This is a genomic window from Alteromonas sp. LOR (assembly GCF_000753865.1).
In the GTDB taxonomy this organism is placed as follows: Bacteria; Pseudomonadota; Gammaproteobacteria; order Enterobacterales; family Alteromonadaceae; genus Alteromonas.
The window spans coordinates 399,535-423,439 of record NZ_JQFW01000015.1 but is presented as its reverse complement, the minus strand read 5'-3'; the positions used below and the strand labels follow the sequence as shown (position 1 = coordinate 423,439).

Annotated in this window: 20 protein-coding genes; 17 read left to right on the top strand and 3 right to left on the bottom strand. The window is 42.3% G+C overall.

The features are described from left to right. The first annotated feature begins 80 nt into the window (after positions 1-80). From JV36_RS0107205 to JV36_RS0107180, 7 genes are all read left to right on the top strand, one after another. Positions 81-1,508, top strand: coding sequence for a cryptochrome/photolyase family protein (locus JV36_RS0107205; protein WP_032096227.1), 1,428 nt, complete (start codon positions 81-83; stop codon positions 1,506-1,508). Beyond that, positions 1,509-3,047, top strand: a complete 1,539-nt coding sequence (locus JV36_RS0107200) for a cryptochrome/photolyase family protein (RefSeq protein WP_032096228.1) — start codon at positions 1,509-1,511, stop codon at positions 3,045-3,047. It begins immediately after the preceding gene. Next, positions 3,034-3,180, top strand: coding sequence for a DUF2256 domain-containing protein (locus JV36_RS19400; protein ID WP_081926553.1), 147 nt, complete (start codon positions 3,034-3,036; stop codon positions 3,178-3,180). Before JV36_RS0107200 ends, JV36_RS19400 begins: the two co-directional genes overlap by 14 nt. Positions 3,181-3,297: 117 nt before the next feature. Beyond that, positions 3,298-4,689 carry a DUF2254 domain-containing protein gene (locus tag JV36_RS0107195; RefSeq protein ID WP_032096229.1) on the top strand — a complete coding sequence of 464 codons (1,392 nt, stop codon included), beginning with the start codon at positions 3,298-3,300 and terminating at the stop codon, positions 4,687-4,689. Between the two features lie 112 nt (positions 4,690-4,801). Next, positions 4,802-6,217 (top strand): Na+/H+ antiporter NhaC, encoded by a 1,416-nt coding sequence (gene nhaC / locus JV36_RS0107190; protein ID WP_200883138.1) that lies wholly within the window; start codon positions 4,802-4,804, stop codon positions 6,215-6,217. A 3,143-nt stretch (positions 6,218-9,360) separates the two neighbouring features. Beyond that, on the top strand, positions 9,361-10,503 hold the full coding sequence (locus JV36_RS0107185; RefSeq protein WP_032096230.1) for a tyrosine-type recombinase/integrase: 1,143 nt from the start codon (positions 9,361-9,363) through the stop codon (positions 10,501-10,503). A gap of 185 nt (positions 10,504-10,688) precedes the next feature. After that, a complete protein-coding gene (locus tag JV36_RS0107180; protein ID WP_032096231.1) occupies positions 10,689-11,039 on the top strand; it encodes a hypothetical protein in 351 nt (116 codons plus the stop codon). A gap of 145 nt (positions 11,040-11,184) precedes the next feature. Here the strand turns inward: JV36_RS0107180 and JV36_RS0107175 are convergent, their stop codons facing one another. Continuing rightward, positions 11,185-11,607: a universal stress protein gene (locus tag JV36_RS0107175; protein ID WP_032096232.1), complete on the bottom strand. Its 423-nt coding sequence runs from the start codon at positions 11,605-11,607 to the stop codon at positions 11,185-11,187. 139 nt (positions 11,608-11,746) lie between these two features. Here JV36_RS0107175 and JV36_RS0107170 point away from each other — a divergent pair, with 139 nt between their 5' ends. After that, positions 11,747-12,229, top strand: a complete 483-nt coding sequence (locus JV36_RS0107170) for a c-type cytochrome (RefSeq protein ID WP_032096233.1) — start codon at positions 11,747-11,749, stop codon at positions 12,227-12,229. Positions 12,230-12,299: 70 nt separating this feature from the next. Here the strand turns inward: JV36_RS0107170 and JV36_RS0107165 are convergent, their stop codons facing one another. Beyond that, positions 12,300-13,931 (bottom strand): FMN-binding glutamate synthase family protein, encoded by a 1,632-nt coding sequence (locus tag JV36_RS0107165; RefSeq protein ID WP_032096234.1) that lies wholly within the window; start codon positions 13,929-13,931, stop codon positions 12,300-12,302. 325 nt (positions 13,932-14,256) lie between these two features. Here JV36_RS0107165 and JV36_RS0107160 point away from each other — a divergent pair, with 325 nt between their 5' ends. The 3 genes from JV36_RS0107160 (at position 14,257) to bfr (JV36_RS0107150) (ending at position 16,906) form a co-directional block, all read left to right on the top strand. Further along, positions 14,257-15,828 (top strand): cation:proton antiporter family protein, encoded by a 1,572-nt coding sequence (locus JV36_RS0107160; RefSeq protein WP_032096235.1) that lies wholly within the window; start codon positions 14,257-14,259, stop codon positions 15,826-15,828. Positions 15,829-15,962: 134 nt separating this feature from the next. Further along, positions 15,963-16,439, top strand: coding sequence for a bacterioferritin (gene bfr, locus JV36_RS0107155; protein WP_032096236.1), 477 nt, complete (start codon positions 15,963-15,965; stop codon positions 16,437-16,439). Further along, positions 16,439-16,906 (top strand): bacterioferritin, encoded by a 468-nt coding sequence (gene bfr, locus JV36_RS0107150; RefSeq protein WP_032096237.1) that lies wholly within the window; start codon positions 16,439-16,441, stop codon positions 16,904-16,906. Before bfr (JV36_RS0107155) ends, bfr (JV36_RS0107150) begins: the two co-directional genes overlap by 1 nt. An 8-nt stretch (positions 16,907-16,914) precedes the next feature. Here the strand turns inward: bfr (JV36_RS0107150) and JV36_RS0107145 are convergent, their stop codons facing one another. Continuing rightward, a complete protein-coding gene (locus JV36_RS0107145) occupies positions 16,915-17,394 on the bottom strand; it encodes a hypothetical protein (RefSeq protein WP_032096238.1) in 480 nt (159 codons plus the stop codon). A gap of 227 nt (positions 17,395-17,621) precedes the next feature. Between JV36_RS0107145 and ccoN the strand changes: the two genes are divergently transcribed. The 6 genes from ccoN (at position 17,622) to JV36_RS0107115 (ending at position 23,905) form a co-directional block, all read left to right on the top strand. Further along, positions 17,622-19,055 (top strand): cytochrome-c oxidase, cbb3-type subunit I, encoded by a 1,434-nt coding sequence (ccoN, locus tag JV36_RS0107140; RefSeq protein ID WP_032096239.1) that lies wholly within the window; start codon positions 17,622-17,624, stop codon positions 19,053-19,055. Between the two features lie 15 nt (positions 19,056-19,070). Beyond that, positions 19,071-19,676, top strand: coding sequence for a cytochrome-c oxidase, cbb3-type subunit II (gene ccoO, locus JV36_RS0107135; protein ID WP_032096240.1), 606 nt, complete (start codon positions 19,071-19,073; stop codon positions 19,674-19,676). A 1-nt stretch (position 19,677) separates the two neighbouring features. After that, positions 19,678-19,839 carry a cbb3-type cytochrome oxidase subunit 3 gene (locus tag JV36_RS0107130; RefSeq protein WP_032096241.1) on the top strand — a complete coding sequence of 54 codons (162 nt, stop codon included), beginning with the start codon at positions 19,678-19,680 and terminating at the stop codon, positions 19,837-19,839. Positions 19,840-19,855: 16 nt separating this feature from the next. Further along, positions 19,856-20,809 (top strand): cytochrome-c oxidase, cbb3-type subunit III, encoded by a 954-nt coding sequence (ccoP, locus tag JV36_RS0107125; RefSeq protein WP_032096242.1) that lies wholly within the window; start codon positions 19,856-19,858, stop codon positions 20,807-20,809. A gap of 229 nt (positions 20,810-21,038) precedes the next feature. Next, a complete protein-coding gene (locus JV36_RS0107120) occupies positions 21,039-21,518 on the top strand; it encodes a FixH family protein (protein WP_032096243.1) in 480 nt (159 codons plus the stop codon). Further along, positions 21,518-23,905 (top strand): heavy metal translocating P-type ATPase, encoded by a 2,388-nt coding sequence (locus tag JV36_RS0107115; protein WP_032096244.1) that lies wholly within the window; start codon positions 21,518-21,520, stop codon positions 23,903-23,905. The genes JV36_RS0107120 and JV36_RS0107115 overlap by 1 nt, the downstream gene beginning before the upstream one ends.

Here is a 23,905-nt window from a genome sequence, read left to right as displayed (position 1 = left end):
GGATCCTGAACCCGCCGAATTGCGTACAAGTTCAATTACGTTAGTAATCAAAGATTAGAGCAACACATTAAGGAAAAAAAGTGACCGTTCCCGTAAGTATTATGTGGTTTAGACAAGACCTCAGAGTGAATGACAACCCAGCACTTAACGCAGCCTGTGACATGGGTAAAATTCTCCCCATTTACATTTATGACGATACCACTCCCGATGGGAGGGTACCTGGCAGCGCGAGTCAATGGTGGTTGCATCACTCGCTTACCTCGCTTAATGACAGGCTAAACGGCCACTTAAAAATCTTTAAGGGTGACCCGAAAGTACTTATCCCAAAGATTATGGAAGCGATCAACGCTAAGGCGATTTTTTGGAATCGCTGCTACGAACCGTGGCAAATAAATCGTGACAAGGAAATTAAAAAACAGCTTATTGATAGTGATTTTGAAGCTTACAGCAGTAACGGCAGCTTGCTCTGGGAGCCGATGAAGGTATTAAAAAAAGATGGAACACCTTACAAAGTGTATACACCTTACTATCGAAATGGATGCTTAAAAATTGAAGAGCCACGCTATCCCAAGGCGCCTCCAGCGAGGATTACCTACGCGGATGATGAGTATAAAGATGATGGACTTGATGCGCTAAACTTGCTTCCTGAGATTAAATGGGACTCTACCATTAGCAAAATGTGGAAGCCCGGTGAAGAAGGTGCAGCGGACAACCTGTCAGAGTTTATACAACACGCGGCTAGACAGTACAAAGACGGCAGAGACATTCCTTCTATGAAAGGAACGTCGAGACTTTCTCCCCATCTTCACTTTGGCGAAGTGTCTCCCAATCAGGTGTGGTATGCGATAAAAGATAAATTCGGCGCCACAGAAGACAAGAGTATCGACACCTACTTGAGTGAACTCGGCTGGAGAGAGTTTAGCTATTACCTGCTGTTTCATTTCCCCACATTGCCGAATAAAAACTTCAACGACAAGTTCGATAAGTTCCCATGGCGCAAAGACGCGAAAGCACTGAAAGCGTGGCAAACCGGTAATACAGGTATTCCGATTGTGGATGCTGGCATGCGCGAACTGTGGCAAACCGGCTATATGCACAACAGAGTACGTATGATTGTTGGTTCATTCCTTGTTAAAAACTTACTTTTAAGCTGGCACGAAGGTGAAAGATGGTTTTGGGATACCTTGTTAGATGCAGATTTAGCCAGTAATAGTGCAGGTTGGCAATGGGTGGCTGGCTCAGGCGCCGATGCATCGCCGTACTTTAGAATATTCAACCCGATTTTGCAGGGCGAGAAGTTTGATAAGAAAGGTAAATACGTACGTAAATACTGCCCTGAATTAAAAGATCTTCCCGATAAGTACATTCATAAGCCCTGGGAAACACCGGGCGTAATAGCGAAAGACGCCAAGCTAGAGTTAGGTAAAAGTTACCCCGAACCCATTGTAGATTTAAAAGCCTCTAGGCAGCGTGCTCTTGATGCTTTTCAAGAGATTAAAGGACAATAGATGGCTTCACTCATTCTTGTTTTAGGCGATCAGCTTACCGATAATCTGCCGGCTATTGCGAACGCAACAAAAACGCAAGACACCATTTTAATGGCAGAGGTGAGGGAAGAAGCAACCTACGTAAAGCATCATAAAAAGAAAATAGCGTTTTTGTTCAGTGCTATGCGCCACTTTGCACAAGAACTGAAAGATAACAACTACACAGTAGATTACGTTACCTACAATGATGAGCGCAACAAGGGCAGCCTATTGGCTCAGGTTGAAGCAACATTAAGTGCTGGCGACTTTGACCAAGTGGTTGTTACCTCCCCGGGCGAGCACCGTCTGCTAAGTAGTATGCAGCAATGGGAAAACACGCTAAAAACGCCCGTTAAAATCTCAGAAGATAATCGCTTTCTCGCAACGCCTCAGGAATTTAGTGACTGGGCCGAAGGGAAAAAGCAGCTACGCATGGAATTTTTTTACCGTGAGATGCGTCGAAAGCATAACGTACTCATGGAAGGTAAAGATCCTGTTGGCGGCAAATGGAATTATGATGCACAAAATCGCGAATCGATGCCAGACGATCATAAAGTACCAAAACACAGCACCTTTGATGTTGACGATATAACCAGAGATGTCATTGATCTTGTTGAAAACGAGTTTGCCGATCATTTTGGCGACCTAGACGACTTCTTTTTTGCTGTCACCCGTAAAGATGCTCTTAAGGTACTGAATACGTTTATTGAGGAACGCCTGCCTAACTTTGGTCAGTATCAAGACGCAATGGTTGAAGGCAAGCCGTGGATGTATCATTCACATATTGGATTTTACTTAAACTGCGGCATGCTGACACCCAAAGAAGCGATAAGCGCCGCGGAGCAAGCCTATCACAGCGGGCAAGTTCCCCTTAATTCCGCCGAAGGCTTTATTCGTCAAATCCTAGGATGGCGAGAGTACATTCGTGGGTTCTATTGGCACTTTATGCCGCAACTTAAAACGGATAACTACTTTAATAACGACAGAAATGTGCCTGAGTTCTTTTGGAACGCTCAAACCAATATGAACTGCATGCGTCAATGCATTAAAGAAACGAAGCAAAATGCCTACGCCCACCATATACAGCGGCTTATGGTGATTGGAAACTTCAGTTTACTCACCGAACTTAGCCCTGAACAAGTGCAGGCTTGGTATCTCGCGGTGTATGCTGATGCCTATGAGTGGGTAGAACTACCTAATGTGGCGGGCATGATCTTATATAGTGACGGCGGAAATTTAGCCAGCAAGCCTTATGTAGCAAGCGGTAGCTACATCAATAAAATGTCTAACTATTGCAAAAATTGTGGCTATCAAGTGTCGAAAAAGACGGGGCCAAAAGCCTGTCCATTTAACTACTTATATTGGCATTTCATTGATAAGAATAAGGAAAAGCTCAGTAACAACCATCGCATGGCTATGATCCTTAAGACCTATGGCCGAATGAAAGAAGACAATATTAATGCGATGAAAGAGGATGCTGCCAAGTTTTTAACGAAGATAACGAAAAATGAAGAAGTCTGATCTACCTACCAAAATGTGCCCAGTGTGTAACAGGCCATTCAGCTGGCGTAAAAAATGGGAAAGAGATTGGGAGCACGTTCGATACTGTTCTAAACGGTGCGCCGGCAACAAAAACAAGACACCAGCAAGTTAATTGGTAACGTAAGTAAAAGGGCGAGCCTATATTCGCCCTTGCTATTTATACCCCCGCCGAATATAAGTAAGCATCAGATAACAATACTAACAAGTAAAAACCAACAGGAGTAAAGGTATGGACGCGCCATTGTCGGTAGATAAAATACGGTTTTTGCTATTCAGTTTTAAAGAAAAACTATGGATTAAACCTTTAGGTTTCTGTCTGCTTTCGCTACTCGCGGTTTTCGCTGCAAAGATAGTAGACGGCACTTCTCTTGCTGAACACCTACCAAAAATTGAACCTGATTCAGTTAAAACACTGCTATCTATTATGGCGTCGAGCATGATGGTGATTGCCACGTTTTCCGCCGGAGCCATGGTCAATGCGTATGCATCTGCAAGCCAGTCATCAACACCTCGCTCACTCGGGCTCATCATTTCAGATGATGTATCGCAAAACGCGTTATCAACATTTGTTGGCGCGTTTATATACAGTGCAGTTGCTCTGACTGCAATGAGCCAGGGATTTTACGAACAGGCGGGTGTATTCCTGCTTTTCTGTATTACCTGTTTGGCATTTGCCGTGGTAATTTTAACCTTTATTCGTTGGGTGGACAGTGTAGCTCGTTTAGGTCGAGTTGAATCAACCACACTGAAAGTTGAAGAAGCGACGCAGCGCGCCATTGAACAGCGAATTAAAACCCCTTGTTTGGGCGCAATACCAGCAAGCGACATTAAAGAGCAGGGGAGTTTTGCGGTACAGACCTCAGAGGTTGGGTACATACAGCTAATAGACCTTGCCAAGATTCAAGAGTGGGCAAACAACAACGATATATTTGTTAACATTGCCATGCTGCCTGGGGAATTTGTTACGCCGGAAAAGAACATCGCTTACGTGAATAAAGATATTGACTGTGAAGGGTTAACCTCAGCGTTTAGTATAAGTTCGTCGCGCTCCTTTGAGGCTGATCCACGCTTTGGTTTTATTGTGCTAGCAGAAATAGCGTCACGTGCGTTGTCTCCATCGGTAAACGACCACGGAACTGCCATCGGCATTGTTAGCAGTATCACCCGTTTAATGCTGTTGTGGTCAAAACCAAATAAGAACACTGACAAAACCAATCAGGACGGGCGCGCCTTCAACCATAATAAAGCAGCAAAGAGCTCAGACGACAATAACTGTGAACAACCGCATAATGACAAACCCCATTATGAGAAACCAAAGTACAACCGCATTTCCGTTCCTAAAATTTCAATACACGATATCTTTGATGACGCATATACAAGTATCGCAAGAGATGGCGCTGGCAACATTGAAGTTGCCATAAGAATTCAAAAGTCATTACAAACGTTATCTGCGTGTTTCGAGAAACTCAAAAAAGACACCGGTAGCGAATTAGCGTCTGATTTTTCAAAAGTGGCGAATGACTTTGCCACACAAAGCTTTAAACGCAGTGAGCAGCAACTGTGCTTTGAGCAAGATAAAGCGCGGTTAGAAAAAATCTACCGCGGCGCCAATGATAAATAGTACCAATAACAAGTCGCACCAGAGACGAATAGCTCCAATAACAAATAGTATCCACAAAGAAAACATGCGCTTTATTCCATTAATTAGTCGCTAATAGGCAATTTAACTACTTATGTCCAAATCCACTATATCGCCACTGCGCACGCCTTCATTCCTGCAGTCTTTCATCTGCTTTAGCGTGATTGTTATTGCACTAGCTGGCGGTATTTTTGGACTGGGTATTAGTCTGCATGCGCTGATGTTTTTGTGCCTAATATGGGTGGGTTTAAATGCCTATTTACTTGGGTACAACTACCTACAAATTCGCGAGCTAATGACAAATTCACTGGCTCGCGCCATGCCCGCTATCTATATTTTTATATTGATTGGCATGGTAATTTCCAGTTTTATGCACAGCGGTACAATCGCGACGCTGATGTATTACGGGTTGAGCTGGCTAAGCCCTAGCTTATTCTTAGCCGTTGGCATGATACTGTGCGCGATTATGTCTGTGGCAACCGGAACGTCTTGGGGCACCGTGGGTACACTGGGCGTTGTGTTAATAGGTATAGGAAGCACCATGAATATTCCACTTCCATTGGTGGCGGGAATGATTGTTTGTGGTGCTACCTTTGGCGATAAAATGTCACCTATTTCAGATACCACAAACCTTGCAGCAATGAGTGCTGGAACCACACTGTTTCGCCATATCTATTCCATGCTTTTTACCACGTTACCTACATTTATTATCACCCTCATCATTTTTGTAGTCATAGGGTTAAGCTATGGAGATCAAAACCTTAACCTAAGTGAAGTCGCGTTAATTCAAGATGCGCTGGCAAACAACTATAGTCTGACACCCATTGTGACCTTGCTTCCACTTATATTATTGGCCACCTTAAGCATTAAAAAAGTACCTGCAGAAGTCACCATGTCATTCAGTATTTTATTCGCCGTGTTTATTGCCATCTTTTATCAAGGCGAGAGTTTTATCAGTGTGTTGAATGCGCTATGGGAAAATAAACCGGAATCGACTGGCATTGAGAACTTAGACGCTTTACTCGGTCGCGGCGGTATAACGAGCATGAGCTGGACACTATTGCTTGCCTTAATGGCTATCGCCTTAGGCGGCGTTTTACACGGAGCCGGTTTTTTAAGTTCGCTTCTTGCTGGCAGTATTGCCAGAGTAAAACGAACGGCAAGTCTCGTTGCTAGCACTATTGTATCTGGCTTTGTGGGTAATGTGGCGATGGGAGAAGCCTACATCTCAATTATTCTTAGTTGCCAACTTTTTAAGCCAAAATATGAGCAACAGCAATTAGACAGCGCCGTACTTTCACGCTCAGTGGAAGAAGGATCCACAATGACAACGGGCCTTATTCCTTGGACAACGGCAGGTGCATTTTATGCCGCAACCCTTGAAGTCGACGTTTTATCTTATGCACCTTACGCCTTTTTCAATTACTTAAACGGTATTGTGGCAGTGACAATGGCGGCATTCGGATTCGGGCTGCTTAAAAAGTCTTACTCTAAACCTGTAAAGGGTTAGGCTCTAGCGGCCAAGTATTAACGTTAAGAATTAAGGCCTAAAACTTAGCGCTTAGAAATTAGCACCTAAAAAATAGTGCTTTTTTGGCATCAACGGCTAGATGGCTGATAAAAGTTGATGAACCTATTACCTAATACCTAAAACCAAAAACCTAAAACCTAAAACCTAAAACCTAAAACCTCAATATTGTGTTTTCGAATTCGAAAAATAGGTTGTAGCAAAACACGTCCTAAAACCTAATAACCAGTAATCTAGTAACGAAGAAAGTAGGGCGGTCAGCACTGTTTTATTGTTATTGTAATAATTGATTCTCGTTGCTGATATGAAGTTTAAGAACCTTGCATGCATGTATTTCAAAAACAGCGTCGACACCTAATTATTCAAAAAAAATCAGCGTGATGCATTAACTCACAGCAAACCCTGCGTGACGCATTAACTTACTGGAAAACCAGTTTCCAAGCCCTAGTCCAAGACCAAGCCGCGCTACTATTTCATAGGATAGTGATTCATAGGATAATAAAAAACCGCCACAGTCTTTCCAATAATCTTAATCTGTATAAACAGAATCGTTAGTCATTATCAAACTAGCTTTATTCTCTTTTATCTGTTTTGATAAAAATAACCGTTACTCTCATAAAGAAAATCATATACAGCCTCGATAATTTTTTAAAATCTCTCAGGCGATTTGATTTTTGAGATCGGTGTCAAAGCCACTAGCTAACACTCGAGTCCTTTAAAAACCATTTGCTAAGAACTAAAAGTAAGACACTTAAATGTTCAGCATTTATTTCAATCATCAGAAAATTTGGGCATTTCAGAATAGCGTTCTGAAATTATCATCAAGGCCTGGTTAAAAACTGGCGGCTACCAAAGAACTTATAATGATACTAATTACATAAATCATCGAAGTGGAACTAAATAATAAACTTTGGAAAAAGGACAACAAACAAGTCACTCAAGCCGTGGATAAAAACCGAGTATTAAAACTTTGATTAAGCACTGAAAAATAAAAAGCTAAAAAGCAGAAAACGAAAAAGCGTGGTCGCACTTTAATTGAGAGTAATAAAACGAGCCAATTAAATTACAGTTTGTGATAGAAGTAAAATAAAAGAAAGCACTAAAGTCTATGCGAACGTCTTTGGGGTGCCCCCAAGATTATAAAATGACGCTACGTGAATTAAATAAAAGAATGTGAGGTGTAGTACGTCAGATTTCACGTAGAAGACGATTTGAATAATGCGCAAAACTATACATAAAGCTGCTAGTAACGTAGTCACTATCAAATATAGACCAATTCAAGCTTTTCAAAACAAGCCTGCAAAAAGCCTTCAAAAAGCCAGTTAAAAACACCGTAAACAAACTCGTGAAGAGCCATCTAAAATCCCATGAAGATATAACTGACTGCAAAGCTCTGCAGATGCGGTAAAAGTCGGTAAGTCTTCACGCACAGCAAACCAACCAAGCAGCAACGGATACGCCCCTAAAGCATCACAATACATAATTACGCACAATGTATATTATGTTAAATAGACTGTTAAAGTATCCAAAAAGGCGTCGGCAATTTAGAAGGTGTATCACCTATCCATCTTTTATTGGCTCTTATTTTATACAGAGAGGTTTTAGAGCTCTTTAATTAAAAAAAACACTCTTATACTGGCTCTTTTAATCGCATTCAGTGAAAAGCAAAGTATCGATTAATAATAGACGTGTGTGCTTTTGATTTAATTCAATGACACTTCAAGTAAAGGCTCTTTGTTACATACCGGAGTTAATAGCGGCCTATATATCAAAGATTAGTATGGCGGTCTGATATCCAGTACAAGTACTCTATGGCTAAATCAAAAATAAGCATTTCAATTTTTTTAAATTAAATACTTTTCAACTATAAAGGCATATTCAGTTAATCATTCATTTCCAATTTAATTCTTTCGATTTATAGTTTAGCGATTAAAAGCGATGCATAGAAAGCTAAAGATGAGTTCAGCGGCGTAGTTAAATAATTTGTCGTAGTTTTTAATATCTAGCGATTAATAGGCTTATTAGCTTCCTATTTCTGCTTGAGTTTTTGAGATTATTTATCGATATTTAATTTACTAGCGATGACTATATGGAGGACAAATTTTATCAATATTGCTCATCTGGGATTAAATACCGTAAGAGTTTGGACATTACTTAAAGAAGAACTCAAGAATAGCTGTTTTGATTTACTAGGTTGGGTTAAACCACTTTACTTTCTATCTCCTACTTCAAATTTTTCAAAGTAAAAACATAAGTGTGTTAACTACCGACGGAGTGTTCATAAGTGCTTTACGCTTTCTATGCTTTTTACACGTAGCAGCCAGGGCCAGTTTTAAACTAGGTTTTGAATTGAGATTTGAATTGATGTTTGAATTCGCGGGTTTTAATTCATATTAAAATTGTTTTATAGTTTGAGCAGCACCGCGATTCACCTTCATGAGTGATGAAGGATTCTGCCTAATACAATGAAGAAGATCTCGCTTCTCATAGTTCTCGTTTATTGAAAGGTAACGGTATATGGAAAAGGTTCATTTTCGCGAATTCTGCAAGGTAGATGTCTGGAAAACGCCTCAGATTTTACGTAGGAGCGCCTGTTTTTTGAGCCACATAGCTGTTGCTATAGTCTAATTTACCCTAAAATACCACCAACAACTGTATACATGCACAGTTATGTGTTATTTTGCACAAGGTTTGTAGGGGGTTTTACGGTATCTGAATCGGGCTTATATTACCTATATTATCATGCTGAATGTTCACGCATGATAATTACAGTTATCATGCGTGAACACTTAAAAAAGTACATATTTTCATATGGTTAGAAATAATTTTAGCTCTTCAGTACTTTGTGTTGACTGCGGATTTTATGAGTATGTTCCCGCTTTGTGACGCCTAACATTAAGAACGCTGATTGGTTTATTGTTAATCTTGTCTTTTTCTTCCCCAAAAGATATCCCATAAGTGTCCCTTAAGTTGCTCCATAAGCTGTTTCAGAGAAAAATCGTCAACATACACGTCACTTGATTCGTTAACTTGATTCATTTAATACTTTTAAACTCAGTGAGTAAGAGCCCTTTTCGAACAAGGCTACCCACATTTGATAAGAAATCCGTTGAGGCTTTGGCTTTATGACAAATAAGACTATTAAGCATCGTTCCCATCAATTGTTCCCAGTACCGCTGGCAAATACAGCAGAAGTTTCAGATGATGCATACGGTGTTACTTCAGAAACTTCAGAAAATCATGCCTATTCGTCTGCGGACCAAAGTTTTCAGAAATACTTCACAGATATATTTTCTAAACTGCCTTACAACACACAGCGAGCTTATATTAGTGATTACAACGAATTTTCGATTTTCTGTAAGCAGAATAACTTTCAAGGTTTGAACAATAGCTTTACCAACAATGAAGAATGCATAAAAGAATACGTTGCGCTGCTATGCCAAACTCCCCTCGCCTACAGAACCATCAAGCGACGGCTTTCAGCATTGAGTAAGTTCTTAGGTATGGCAAAGCTACCTAACCCGATTATTCGTTCGGTCTACCTTAGAGATTTTATTCGGTTGTCGCTTATAGAGAACAAAAAATTTCGTATGTCTCATAAACAAGCGGTACCACTCACCATTGAAATGGTTGAGCAGATCAATAATAAAATCATCCCGGATTCCTTGCTCGAACTTCGAGACCTAGCCATTATTAATCTTATGTTCGATGCCCTTCTTCGTGCAGACGAATTAGTCAGGGTGTGCATTGAACACATTTCTCATCGAAATAACACTGTACTCGTTGTATCTTCCAAGAGCGACCAAAGTGGCGATGGCCAATATAGATATGTTTCATCGAGTACACTTTCTATGATTAACGAATACATCAACGAGGCAAATAATAACCCTTCTACATCACTTCCTCGAGATCAGAATGACCCTCGTTCAATTAGTAAAGGTGTATTGTTTAGGCGAGTTAACAATCACAAAACGGCGCTTCATCCTTATCAAGAAAGTCATAGCGTAAACCAAGACGCCGTGTTGAATTACTCTAGTATTTATAGGTTGTGGCAGCGCATTGCAGTCCGGGCAGGTATTCAAGAAAATATCACGCCACACAGTGGACGAGTTGGTGGAGCAGTTTCGTTAGCGGAAGACGGCGCATCTTTACCCGAATTGCAGTTAGCTGGGGGCTGGCAGTCACCGGAGATGCCAGGCCACTATACCAAACAAGCCAGTGTTAAACGTGGCGGCATGGCAAAACTGTCTTCAAAGCATAAGCGCTAGTGTTTTCAGCATTAATGAATTAATTATTAAAGTATTGATAAAACAATGCTTTATACGCACAAATCTGTTACGCGTAACTGAATTGTTTCATTGGAACATTCCTGTCTGGGTAAATTAGAACTTACTTTGCCATTATTGCGTATCCATTAAGTAATACTGAATAGATTCAAAAACAAGGAGATACTATGAGTAATAGAATTGATTCTAAACATGGAAAATTATTGGCAGAAATTGTGGTTCCCTCGTCAAGCTGGAAGCTGCAACCTGAAAAACAAACGCCGTTTAAAAGTGATTCTGAAGCGCTTAGCTATTTAGATTCTCATAACGAACCGCTTTACATGCATGTGCCTGTAAATGAAAGTGATGACTCCATTCGCCTTTGCGTTTCATCACGTGATGCCGATGTTGTGTTTACTATTAACAGTACTAAATTTGGTGGGGAAACTGCCCTTCACTACTCTCACCTTAAAAATCTTGAAAGTACTATTCGCACTCTTGTGACAGACAGCTGCGATTTATCAATCAAAGCGTTATAAAGTTTTAGACGTAGGATTTAAGTTGCGAATTTAATTAGCTAATTCTAATAGCATAGTTAAGTGCTAGTGCCAGTGGAGCTTTCGAAAGCTCCACTGTTTTTGCTCTTGTTTTTATATGTGTATTTGGATGGTTACTGCGAGACTTTTATACTTTCACTGCTAATACATCGGTTTTGACACCGTGTAATACGGCATTCGCAGTAGAGCCTAAAAGTAGTTTCAAACCGCTTTGTCCATGAGTACCGACAACGATTAAATCTGCGCTTATTTTCTCTGCCAAATGATGTATCTCATCTGAAGGCGAACCAATCTCTACGTTAATGTTAGTTTGTGGTATTTCGTATTTATCTGCCACATCTTTCAATACTCTTAATGCGTGTTCACGTACTTCTTGTGAAAAGTCTTTCTCTAGAAAAAATCCATAAGGCTCTACATTAGTCTGCGGGTAAGCCACATATAATAGATGTAATTGTTGACTGCTACTCGCTATCGCAAGTGCTTTTTCGACTACCAGCTCGTAATCAGAATACACATCAATGGGTACCAAAATGGTATCGTAGCTCTGCATAGTGTTGTCCTTTTAACTTTGTCGTAATGTTAATAGTAGTGCATGTTTTTTAGCTTTGGATTGAGCTAAATCAAATAGTGTCAGTTATATTTAGACAATACTTGTTAATGAACCACATGGGTTGGTTAAGGAGAAAACTATGCGTATTACAATAATGCTACTGGCGTGCCTCTTCTTAAGTGCATGCGATCAAGGTGCAAAATCCCCTAGAGGATTCAGCTTACCAGAGGGCGACATCGAACAAGGTAAAACGGTATTTAAGAAATATGGATGCAACGATTGTCACACGGTTGCAGGCGAAAAAGCAGACAGTGATGCCCGCTATTTAATAAGCCACCCTATTCCCCTTGGCGGAAGCAGTGGTAGAATAAAAACCTATGGTGAATTAGTGACCAGTATTATTAACCCTTCTCACAAACTTACACCACGTCGCCCAGCAAGTTTTACCAGTGAAGACGGTGTATCGTTTATGCGTATTATCAATGATGAATTAACCGTGAGTGAACTTATAGACCTAGTGTCCTATTTGCAGCCTAAGTACAAAGTGATGCCCTATCGCACCACCGACTACCGTTTATATCAACTGAGGATCCCTGAAAAAGCGGCTGAAAACAACGACTGAATGGGTTACGTTAATTAGATTTGAAAGTGCTATTCAACGCCTTTTTTAGATTTAAGGTAAAGGCAGATGTCTAGGACACTGCCTTTGTTTCTTTATCTATTTCCGCAAGCAAGCTAGAGGGCATAAAGCTATCTGCGTTAGCTTCCTCATAGTGTAATTTGTAGCGCTCTGGTATTTCGTCGGTCAAGAAAGCGCCTTTTTTAATTAAAGGGTACATTTCGTCATAACGGGCAACGTTACATTGGTCGATACGCTTAAATATGTGGGTTCTATTTAACTCATTGGTATTTTTGTGGCCGGTCGATGACAGTAAATCGATAAGTGCATGAACCGTCTTTTGATGAAAGCGATAAACACGCTCAAATTTATCTTCAACGTTGAGACCTCTCGCCAACCGCGGATCTTGTGTCGCTACACCTGTTGGACATCTATTAGTATTACACGACAGAGATTGCACACAGCCTAACGCCAACATCATCCCCCTTGCGCTGTTACATAAATCTGCCCCTAAGCTAAGGTTTTTAGCCAATTGAAATGCGCTGATTATTTTACCTGACGCAATAATCTTTATATTTTCACGTAAACCAAACCCCATTAAGCAATCATCCACAAAGGCCAGCGCGTCACGTAATGGAAAGCCAATAGAGTTGGTATATTCAAGCGGCGCTGCGCCTGTGCCGCCCTCGCCCCCATCTACTGTAATAAAATCAGGGGTTATTCCTTTGCTCACCATGGCTTTACACATAGCAATAAATTCGCTTTTTCTGCCTAGGGCTAGCTTAATCCCAACGGGCTTTCCACCGCTTAAATCTCGTAGATATTGAATAAAATCAACCATTTCCAACGGCGATGAAAACGCACTGTGCCGTGGTGGTGAGTCGACCTGGGTACCCGCTGTTACCCCTCTAATTTTCGCTATCTCAGGGGTGTTTTTGTAAGCAGGTAAAATTCCTCCGTGACCTGGCTTTGCTCCCTGACTCAGCTTAATTTCAATCATTTTCACGTTTTCTAACGTTGCTTTTTCTTTAAACGATTCAGCCTCAAACTTGCCATCCTCGGTTCTACAACCAAAGTAGCCCGTGCCGATTTGCCACACCACATCGCCCTTGTTTTCAAGATGATAAGGGGTAAGGCCTCCTTCCCCCGTGTTATGATAGAAACCGCCTTTAGCCGCACCTTTATTCAATGCCAAAATAGCGTTTTTCGATAGGCTGCCAAAACTCATTGCACTTATATTGAGTACACTCGCTCTATAAGGCTGTTTGCAATGGGGACCGCCAATATTCACACGTGGGTTTTGTTCCACATCGTCAACTTCCCGGGCAGCTAGAGAATGGCCCATCCATTCATAGCCTTCTTCGTAAGTATCCAACTGTGTTCCAAAAGGTACAGTTTCTCTGCTATCTTTGGCTCTTTGATACACGATGTTTCGAAACATACGAGAAATCGGGGCACCTCCCGTATCCGTTTCGATAATATACTGTTGAATATAAGGCCGTAACCCTTCAATTCCCCATCTTGCTCGGCCAATCAACGGAAAGTTCCTCAGTATGGCATGCTGCGGTTGATAAGCGTCATATAAACCAATGATGAGTAATGGTACTGTGACGATGAGTAACCACCACAAACTAGGCTCGATGACGCTCAAACCAACATTGATTGCAACAAATGCAGTTAGTGTGAATAAAATTGTTTTTCGCATTGTATTTCCTTTACTTCTTTGACTGGCGTTGCTTGCTTATTGGTATTGCTGAAACGAAAGCCCTGTACGCTAGGCTTCCCATCTGAGTCTAGGTAATATTGATTATCTAATTGTTTTTATGTGATTTTATTGATTAAGATCAATTAAATAAGTTACGCATAACCAGTTGTGGAGTTGATGTGCCGTAATTGTTATGCGAATTTTTTATTTTACGTGATAATGTTTATATCACTGAGGTCTGCCATACATAAAGACTTATTTATGACCAGGGCGTGATGACCTTACGGCACCGTCATTTTTAAAAACTAATAGGGTTAAAGTATCCATGGAGTATGCGTTTCTTCTCTTTGCTTTCGTATGTGGATTAACGGTTAAATTAATTGGTGTACCGCCACTTGTTGGCTACCTCATCGCAGGTTTTCTTCTCAACTTCGCTGGTTATTCGTTAACTGATGATCTTACCCAAATAGCGAATTTGGGTATAACCATTATGCTGTTCACTATTGGACTTAAACTTAATCTGAAAGATTTAAGTCGAAGAGAAGTATGGGCCGGCAGTGTTTCTCACACACTAATCTGGATTGGTGTTATCACCTGCGTCATCTACGGTGCTGCGGCGTTAGTCGCTCAAGCCTCTGACGCCGTTTCTTGGCAAAGTGCTGTGCTCATTGCCTTTGCGCTCAGTTTTAGCAGTACCGTTTGCGTTGTAAAAGTGCTTGAAGAAAGTGGTGAAAGTAAAACGCGCCACGGACGCTTAGCCATTGGCATTTTAGTGATGCAAGACGTTTTTGCGGTAGTGTTCCTCGTGGCAGCTACAGGTAAACTTCCCTCAGTATATGCGCTTGGGCTACTCGCATTATTCCCTGCCATGCCTCTTATTAATAAGATAATAAGCAAATCTGGACACGGTGAACTTCTCCCTCTTACCGGTTTTATATTAGCACTTGGCGGTTATCAATTATTTGAACTAGTGAACATAAAGGGTGATTTGGGTGCGCTCATTTTTGGCATCATGTTGGCTCAACATGAAAAAGCCACTGAGCTATCAAAATCACTTTTAAGCTTTAAAGATCTGTTTTTAATTGGTTTCTTCTTAACGATTGGTCTTACTGCATTACCTACCCTGAGTATGGTTGGGATGGCCTTAGTATTCTGTCTTTTTCTACCTTTCAAAGCCATATTGTTTTTTGGGCTTTTCACCTCGTTGCGCCTGCGTGGAAGAACCGCTTACCTAAGCAGTCTAGTTTTGGGAAACTACAGTGAATTTGGCCTTATTGTTGGTGCCGTCGCGGTTTCCATGGGTCTTTTGGCAGAATCATGGCTTGTCATTATTGCCCTCGCGGTATCTATCTCATTTGTCTTCACAAGTATTTTATATAAAGGTTCTCATTCTCAATATAACCGCTTTAAAGACAAAATTAAGCGGTTTGAAAAAGAAGAACGATTAAAAGAAGATGTTTACCCTACTTTGTCACAGGCAGAATTTTTAGTGATTGGTATGGGTCGCGTAGGCCGAGGCGCATTTAACGCCCTGTCGAAGCTGTCTGATGTCAATGTATGTGGTATGGATGCAGATAGAATTAAAATTAAGAAAATGGCAAACGAAGGCCATAAGGTAATTTGCGGCGATGGCGAAGATGTAGACCTGTGGGAAAATCTAGATTTAAACAGTACGCAGCTGGTACTGCTGGCATTACCCTCTATTCAAGACGCGATAAATATTACTACTCAGCTCAAGAACGCGGGTTACCAGGGTCGTGTTGCTGCCATAGCGCGCTATGAAGATGAAGTGTCTTACCTACTTGAAAACGGCATAGACAAAGTCTTTAATTTCTTTACTGAAGCTGGGCTTGGTTTCGCCGATGAGAGCTTAACCTATGTACGCTCCCATCAGTAAGGTATTACTAATGCGAACGAAGGATTGATTGAGAACTGTTTTCATTAGTAAATCATTGTTTTTACTAATATTTTTTGACATACCCCGCACTTTCAACTAGACTCCACACATTATTTTCAGATAGGACGTTCGCAATGCAAGGCGATAGACAAGTTATAGCGAAATTGAACGAGGTTCTCACAAGCGAACTTACCTCGATAAATCAATACTTTCTGCACGCTCGTATGTTTAAAAATTGGGGATTTGAAGTTCTCAATACCAAGAACTACAAAAAGTCGATTAAAGACATGAAGCAGGCAGATGACATTATAGAGCGCATTTTATTCCTTGAAGGCTTACCTAATCTTCAGGCGCTTGGAAAACTTTATATTGGCGAAGACACAGTTGAAATGCTCAATTGTGATGCTCGTTTTGAAAAAGAGCAGCTTCCCCTTCTACGCGAAGCCATTGCGCTGTGCGAGGAAAAACAAGATTACGTTTCAAGAGATTTACTCGAAGACATTCTCGAATACGAAGAAGAACACCTAGACTGGATTGAAACGCAAGAATATCAAATTGATGCCATGGGCATTGAAAATTATCTTCAAGCGCAAGTAATGGGAGACGACTAATGAAAGGCAATCAAAACATCATCAACGGTCTTAACGAATTACTGGGCTATGAGCTTGCCGCGATGGATCAGTACTTTATACATTCACAAATGTATCTAGACTGGGGCTTCAACAAATTGTACGAGCGCATCGACCACGAGTTTGACGATGAGCGCGGCCACGCAACTAAGCTAATAGAACGCATGCTGTTTCTAGAAGGCACTCCGGATATGGTCACTCGCACAGGTCTTAAAGTGGGGACTGACGTTCCTGAAATGCTTGAAAGCGACCTTCGCGTGGAATATGAAGTTGATGCAAAACTGCGTGAAGTTATCGCGTTGTGTGAGCAAGAAAACGATTACGTAACCCGAGATATGCTAATTGTGTTGCTTGACGACACTGAAATGGACCACGCACGCTGGTTAGAGCAACAGCTTGGACTTATTAAACGCATTGGTTTGCAAAATTATCTACAGGCTATGATGTAACAGCGTCGTTAAGCCTCAGTTGTAAAATACAGGTAGCTTGGTGCTGCCTGTTTTTTTATGTTCAATCGGAGTTGCCATGTCATTACCGGCTCGCTGCAGCTGCCTAGCATAAACCAACCGCTCCATTCGCCCTTTACCGATTGTTCGAGCAGTACAGGCACTTTTCCCATATACATATTCACCCCTTCAATCCATGCGCTCTCTATAATTTCATCGTTCGGCATACGAAGTGACAGCGTGATTGATTCTTCTGGCATTGGCTGTGTAGAAAACCGTGCTACAGCTAATTCATCATCTATTAAGAATTCGCAAGTTTTGTTGGAAAACGTGCAGCTACTTTTTAATCCGCTTATAATATCAGTGTCGGTAGAGACTGATGATTGATAACTATGTGCGACATACACACACACAGCAACGACTAAAATAGCGACGAGAGGCAACTGAGTTTGTAAAAACTTTGATCTTTTATTGTTATCGCTTTTTTTCATTTCTTAAATTTTATGTATTTCTTTATTGATAGAGATCAAGCAAGGCCAGTTTGTGGTATCTTTTTGTTATCAAAAACCTTATTATCCGCGGACCAACTGGCTTGGAGACAATAATTATTACTCTTTCCGGGCTCGGTGTGAAGCGTTATTATTAGCTGATACGCGTTTCAACCGCACTATTCGGCAGTTGGAGACCATAGTTCATTTGAAGTGGAAGATTCATTAAAATGAGTGAGACAAGCCAAGCACAACCTGATTACAATTATAAAGTAGTTAGGCAATTTACCATCATGACCATAGTCTGGGGTATCATTGGTATGGGACTGGGGGTATTCATTGCAGCGCAATTGTTTGCACCTATGCTCAACTTTGACACGCCGTGGCTAACATTTTCGCGTTTGCGTCCTTTGCACACTAACGCCGTTATCTTTGCCTTTGGCGGCTGCGCATTGTTTGCGACGTCGTACTATATCGTTCAACGTACCAGCCAGGTAAGATTGTTCAGTGACAAGCTCGCTGCATTTACTTTCTGGGGCTGGCAAGCAGTCATCGTACTTGCTGTTATCACGTTACCCATGGGGCTTAGCAGTTCAAAAGAATACGCTGAGCTAGAATGGCCAATCGATATTTTAATTGCCCTCGTCTGGATTGCGTACATTATCAACTTCTTCGGTACGTTGGTGATTCGTAAGGTTTCGCACATTTATGTAGCAAACTGGTTCCTAGGCGCATTCATGCTTACCGTTGCTGTTTTGCACATTGGTAACAGCATGGCAATTCCTGTGTCTTTCACTAAATCATACTCATTGTACGCGGGTGCAGTGGACGCCATGATGCAGTGGTGGTACGGACACAACGCTGTAGGCTTCTTCCTTACCGCCGGTTTCTTAGGAATGATGTATTACTTCGTGCCTAAACAAGCTGGACGCCCGGTTTACTCATACAGATTATCAATCGTTCACTTTTGGGCGCTGATTTCACTTTACATTTGGGCTGGTCCTCACCACCTTCATTACACTGCCCTTCCAGATTGGACGCAGTCATTGGGTATGGTGATGTCGATTATATTATTCGTGCCCTCTTGGGGCGGAATGATTAACGGCATAATGACCCTATCAGGCGCATGGCATAAGCTACGCACCGACCCAGTATTGCGCTTCCTTATTGTTTCATTGTCTTTCTATGGTATGTCTACCTTTGAAGGCCCTATGATGGCAATCAAAACAGTAAACGCACTATCGCATTACACAGACTGGACAATCGGACACGTTCACTCGGGTGCGCTAGGTTGGGTTGCTATGGTGTCAATTGGCTCTATTTACCACTTGATCCCAATACTGTTTAACCAGCCGGCAATGTACAGCACGCGTCTTGTTAATGTTCACTTCTGGTTTGCCACAATTGGCGTTGTACTTTACATCGTAGCAATGTGGATGTCGGGCGTACTACAAGGTCTTATGTGGCGTGCAGTTAATGCAGACGGCACACTGACGTACAGTTTTGTTGAGTCTTTAGAAGCATCGAAGCCGTTTTATGTAGTGCGTTTCATTGGTGGTTGTTTCGTGGTTACAGGCATGCTTGTCATGGCTTATAACACATGGAAAACCGTTCGTGCCCCTAAAGGCAGTATCGCTGTAGACCCAGCGACACAGCCGGCGTAGTAAAGGAGTCGAATAATGAAAAATCCACATGAGTTAATTGAAAAGAACGTTGGTCTTTTAACCGTACTAATTCTGGTTGCTATCAGCTTTGGTGCCATGGTTCAGATAACGCCGTTGATGTTTCAACAGCAAACAATGGAACCCGTTAAAGGACTACGTCCATACACTGCACTTGAACTTGAAGGTCGTGACATCTATATACGCGAAGGTTGCGTAGGGTGTCACAGCCAAATGATTCGCCCGTTTCGTGCTGAAACTGAGCGTTACGGTCACTACAGTGTTGCTGGTGAGTCTGTATGGGAGCACCCTTTCCTTTGGGGCTCAAAACGTACAGGTCCTGACCTAGCGCGTGTTGGCGGTCGTTACAGTGACGAGTGGCATCGTGTTCACCTGCTTAATCCTCGCAATGTTGTTCCAGAATCTAATATGCCAGGTTTCCCTTGGCTTGCAGAAAACACGCTAGAAGGCGAGTTGACGGCAGAGAAAATGGAAGTATTCCGCGGCTTTGGTGTTCCTTACACAGATGAAGATATCGCGGGTGCAAAAGCGGCAGTACAGGGTAAATCAGAAATGCAGGCCCTTATTGCTTATCTACAATCTCTTGGCACACATTTGAAATAATATGGATCAAGGAATTATAGGCAGCATTTTTACTATCATCGTCTTTGTTAGCTTTATTGGCATAGTTTGGTGGGCTTTCAGTAGTCGCAACAAACAAAAGTTTGATGAAGCCGCAAACCTTCCGTTTGCAGACGAAGAAAAAGAAAAATCAAAAGAAGATTAGCAGGAGTCTTGAACTCATGAGTATGTTTTGGACAATTTGGATTTCAGTGATAACCCTAGGGTTAATCATTGGTTGCTACTTCCTTCTGCGCTGGTGCCTTTCTAACCAGACAGGTGTACCAGAAGGAGAGTCAATGGGGCACGAATTCGATGGGATTGAGGAGCTGAACAACCAGCTTCCTCGTTGGTGGACAATTATGTTCTACATGACCATCGTTTGGGGCTTTATATATCTTGCACTATACCCGGGCTTAGGTGCATACGAAGGTCTTCTAGGATGGAAAAGTTCTAACCAGAACGTTCAGTCTCTAGAAGAGTCTATGCAAGCGCGTATAGATGCGAAAGAGCAAGGTAAACTGGTTGAGTATGACCGCGAGCTAGATTATGCGGCAGACAAGTTTGACCCAATCTTTGAAGCTTATGCACAAGTGCCTGTTGAAGAGTTAGCGAATGACGCGGAAGCCAACAAAGTTGGACAACGCTTGTTCTTACAAAACTGTTCACAGTGCCACGGTTCTGATGCGCGTGGTCAGAACGGCGGCTTCCCTAACCTAACGGATGACGATTGGTTGTACGGCGGTTCGGGCGATAAAATTGTGGAAACGCTAATCAACGGTCGTCGCGCAGCAATGCCTGCATGGCTTGACGCAATGGGCGAAGACGGTATTAACGAAGTGGTTAACTACGTACTTAGTCTTAGCGGTCGCGATGTAGACCCACAGTTAGCGAAAGCAGGTAAAACCCGCTTCGCGGCTTGTGCTGCATGTCACGGTATGGACGGTAAGGGCAATCAAATGCTTGGCGCTCCGAACCTTACTGACAACATTTGGCTTTATGGCGGCAGCCACCGAGCGGTGACAGAAACCCTTACCTACGGCAGAAACGGTGTAATGCCTGCTTTTGAAAAGACGTTGGGTAAAGATAAGATTCACGTTGTTGCAGCTTACGTATATAGCCTTTCAAATGATTAATCATTGAAAAGCTAAATATCGCAAAAGGCCCCGTTACTGCGGGGCTTTTTTTATGAGAAAATACCATCACTTAGCCATTGGTTTTACTTAACCAGTCGCTATCAAATGTAAACACTAAATGTATATTCATGATTATTTTTGCGCGGTTTTTGAAAGTCTCGAAGCCTTAAGCTAGCGAAGAGTGAACATGAATATGCAGTTAGCGAAACAACGATGAGATCAACGATTAATGAATACACCTTGGTATAAACAATTTTGGCCGTGGTTTCTTATTGCCGTGCCAGTGATCACCGCAATCATGGGTGGCGTGCTGCTTAAGCTTGCCATTTCAACAGAAGATAGTTTGGTGGTAGACGATTACTACAAGGAAGGTAAAGCAATCAACGCACGACTAGACAAAGAGGCCGTTGCACGCAAACTTAACATGACCTCCGATCTCACCATTAAAGATGGCAGCATTGCATTAGAATTTCACTCAGGTATTCCAGCAGAGGGCAATGCGCTTAAGCTGAACTTTTACCACGTGACCTTAGAAGATAAAGATGTAAGCACCCTACTTAGCCGTGACGCCAACGGTATTTATCGTGGATTTATAGAAGCGAATTTAGACGGTAAATGGCAGGTTTCGCTGACACCCGTGGACGAAGCATGGAAAATCCAAAATACACTCATATTGCCTACTACTAATGTTATAAAGTTTAACCCGTAATGAGCGAAGCTACCTGTTATCACTGTGGTTTACCCAATGATGACGACAAACGTTTTGAAACCGTCATTTTAGGCCAAACCAGACAAGTGTGCTGCCCTGGCTGCTTAGCGGTTGCTGAGGCCATTGTAAGCAATGGCCTAGAAGACTATTATCAGTTTAGAACCGAACCTGCGCAAAAGTCTGACGATAGCATTCTCGACACCTTAGACAGGTTAAAAGTGTTTGATGATCCAACGCTTCAAGATGAATTCGTTTACGACGAAGGCAAGCATAAACAAATACAGTTAACTCTTGAGGGTATCACCTGTGCTGCTTGCGGTTGGTTAATTGAAAAGCAGCTATCCAAAGTAGACGGTATTAAGCAAGTCGCGGTAAACGTACAGGAACGCCGTGCCTTAGTAACTTGGTCTGCCTCAGTCATTAAATTAAGCCAAATTCTATCCACGTTAAAGCGCATCGGCTATTCCGGCTCCCCTTTTCACCCTGATGAGCACGAGGCCAGTTACAAGCGCGAAGAAAAAGTCTTTATTAAAAAGCTTGGGTTAGCCGGTATTATGACCATGCAGGTTATGATGCTGATGACAGGCCTATATTTTGATTGGTTTGGCGCTATCGAATTAGAAACCCGCCAATACTTTTATTGGGTGGCGCTTACACTTACCACGCCAGTGGTCTTGTATTCCGGAAGCACATTTTACTTGGGCGCATTAAAAGCAATAAGCGCCAAAACTGTCAATATGGACGTGCCCGTTACCATCGCTATTTTTGGCACCTATATAGCAGGTATTCGTTCAACCCTGCTAGAACAGGGAGAGGTGTACTTCGAATCTATTTGTATGTTTATCTTTTTGCTGCTGTTAAGCCGGTTTTTAGAACATAGAAGCAGGCATCGTGCGGCGCAGATTTCAGCAAATATGATGCAGTACATACCCGTTTCTGCATCCAAATTAGAAGCCGACGGAAGCGTGATCGAATGCTTAGCCAAGCAACTGTCTAAAGATGATGTGGTGCTAATAAAGCCTGGGGAAACTATTCCTATCGATGGCTATGTTACTGATGGCAATGCGTCGGTGGATGAGTCCATGCTGACCGGGGAATTTAACCCCGTGATGAAACATGAGAAAAGCACAGTGTATGGCGGCACGATATGCAAAGACGGTTCATTAACCGTTGTCGTAACAAATACCCTTAAGAATGCGCTGGTTAATCAAATAATGCGTTTGCAGGCAAGCGCCATGGCCAGCAAGCCAAAGGCGGCACAGCTTGCTGATGAGTTCTCTCGCTACTTTGTGGTATCGGTGTTACTCATTGCATTGCTCACTTATGCCTATTGGACCTATACCGGCAATGTAGATGCGTTTTGGATCACCATTTCTGTGCTTGTTGCTACCTGCCCGTGTGCATTAGGTTTAGCAACGCCTTCAGCTTTAACTTGTGCAATGGCCAAATTGAACAAACAAGGCATTTTGCTAAAGCGAGCCGACGCTCTCGAGCAAATTACCACAATTGATACAGTCGCCTTAGACAAAACAGGTACGCTTACCCAAGGTAAATTTAGCCTTCGACATAGCTGGTATGCGCAGGGTGTAGACAGTCAGCGGGCCTGGGAAATTGCCTCGGCACTAGAATCACGCTCTGAGCACCCTATCGCACACGCATTTTCTGATGACATTAAGCATAAGGTCTCTCAATTTACCGTGACACCCGGTGGCGGAATAAGTGGCGAAGTCAACGGCGTTGCCTTTGAAATGGGTTCAGCTATCTTTTGCGGTGTTAACTCATCAAGTAACGAAAGTATTCCCATTGCCGCCAATGTATATTTAGCGACAAAAGGGAAACTGGTTGCAGCATTTGAAGTAAGCGATACGCTGCGTGATGATACCAAATCGACCCTAGAGGCTTTGGCTTTAACAAACCTGTTGGTAGTGCTTAGTGGAGACACGCAGCAAAACGTAGACGACCTTACTGCCTCACTGCCAGTATCCGTGGCCTTGGGTGGCCTTACTCCTGAACAGAAATACGCGGAGGTTCAAACGCTTCAGTCACAAGGCAAAAAGGTGATGATGATGGGCGATGGCATTAACGACGCGCCAGTATTGGCCAGTGCCGACGTTGCAGTGGCAGTAGGTAACGCCACTGATGTGGCTAAAACCGCTGCAGATGTCATCTTGTTGGGCGATCAGTTATTGTCTGTACCGGCGCTTATCGATACAGCGCACCAAACCCGGAAAAAAATTCGCCAAAACATTGGTTGGTCTGTGCTGTATAACATTATCATTCTACCTTTTGCCGTTTCGGGTTTACTTTCCCCTTGGATGGCTGTTGTAGGTATGTCGTTAAGCAGTATCATTGTGGTTACAAATTCAACACGATTATTGAGCAAATAA

Bases quoted from the DNA above. Each gene is read 5' to 3' on its own strand.
- JV36_RS0107200 (WP_032096228.1), top strand. From the start codon at position 1,509: ATGGCTTCACTCATTCTTGTTTTAGGCGATCAGCTTACCGATAATCTG.
- JV36_RS19400 (WP_081926553.1), top strand. From the start codon at position 3,034: ATGAAGAAGTCTGATCTACCTACCAAAATGTGCCCAGTGTGTAACAGG.
- JV36_RS0107195 (WP_032096229.1), top strand. From the start codon at position 3,298: ATGGACGCGCCATTGTCGGTAGATAAAATACGGTTTTTGCTATTCAGT.
- nhaC (WP_200883138.1), top strand. From the start codon at position 4,802: ATGTCCAAATCCACTATATCGCCACTGCGCACGCCTTCATTCCTGCAG.
- JV36_RS0107185 (WP_032096230.1), top strand. From the start codon at position 9,361: ATGACAAATAAGACTATTAAGCATCGTTCCCATCAATTGTTCCCAGTA.
- JV36_RS0107180 (WP_032096231.1), top strand. From the start codon at position 10,689: ATGAGTAATAGAATTGATTCTAAACATGGAAAATTATTGGCAGAAATT.
- JV36_RS0107175 (WP_032096232.1), bottom strand. From the start codon at position 11,607: ATGCAGAGCTACGATACCATTTTGGTACCCATTGATGTGTATTCTGAT.
- JV36_RS0107170 (WP_032096233.1), top strand. From the start codon at position 11,747: ATGCGTATTACAATAATGCTACTGGCGTGCCTCTTCTTAAGTGCATGC.
- JV36_RS0107165 (WP_032096234.1), bottom strand. From the start codon at position 13,931: ATGCGAAAAACAATTTTATTCACACTAACTGCATTTGTTGCAATCAAT.
- JV36_RS0107160 (WP_032096235.1), top strand. From the start codon at position 14,257: ATGGAGTATGCGTTTCTTCTCTTTGCTTTCGTATGTGGATTAACGGTT.
- bfr (WP_032096236.1), top strand. From the start codon at position 15,963: ATGCAAGGCGATAGACAAGTTATAGCGAAATTGAACGAGGTTCTCACA.
- bfr (WP_032096237.1), top strand. From the start codon at position 16,439: ATGAAAGGCAATCAAAACATCATCAACGGTCTTAACGAATTACTGGGC.
- JV36_RS0107145 (WP_032096238.1), bottom strand. From the start codon at position 17,394: ATGAAAAAAAGCGATAACAATAAAAGATCAAAGTTTTTACAAACTCAG.
- ccoN (WP_032096239.1), top strand. From the start codon at position 17,622: ATGAGTGAGACAAGCCAAGCACAACCTGATTACAATTATAAAGTAGTT.
- ccoO (WP_032096240.1), top strand. From the start codon at position 19,071: ATGAAAAATCCACATGAGTTAATTGAAAAGAACGTTGGTCTTTTAACC.
- JV36_RS0107130 (WP_032096241.1), top strand. From the start codon at position 19,678: ATGGATCAAGGAATTATAGGCAGCATTTTTACTATCATCGTCTTTGTT.
- ccoP (WP_032096242.1), top strand. From the start codon at position 19,856: ATGAGTATGTTTTGGACAATTTGGATTTCAGTGATAACCCTAGGGTTA.
- JV36_RS0107120 (WP_032096243.1), top strand. From the start codon at position 21,039: ATGAATACACCTTGGTATAAACAATTTTGGCCGTGGTTTCTTATTGCC.
- JV36_RS0107115 (WP_032096244.1), top strand. From the start codon at position 21,518: ATGAGCGAAGCTACCTGTTATCACTGTGGTTTACCCAATGATGACGAC.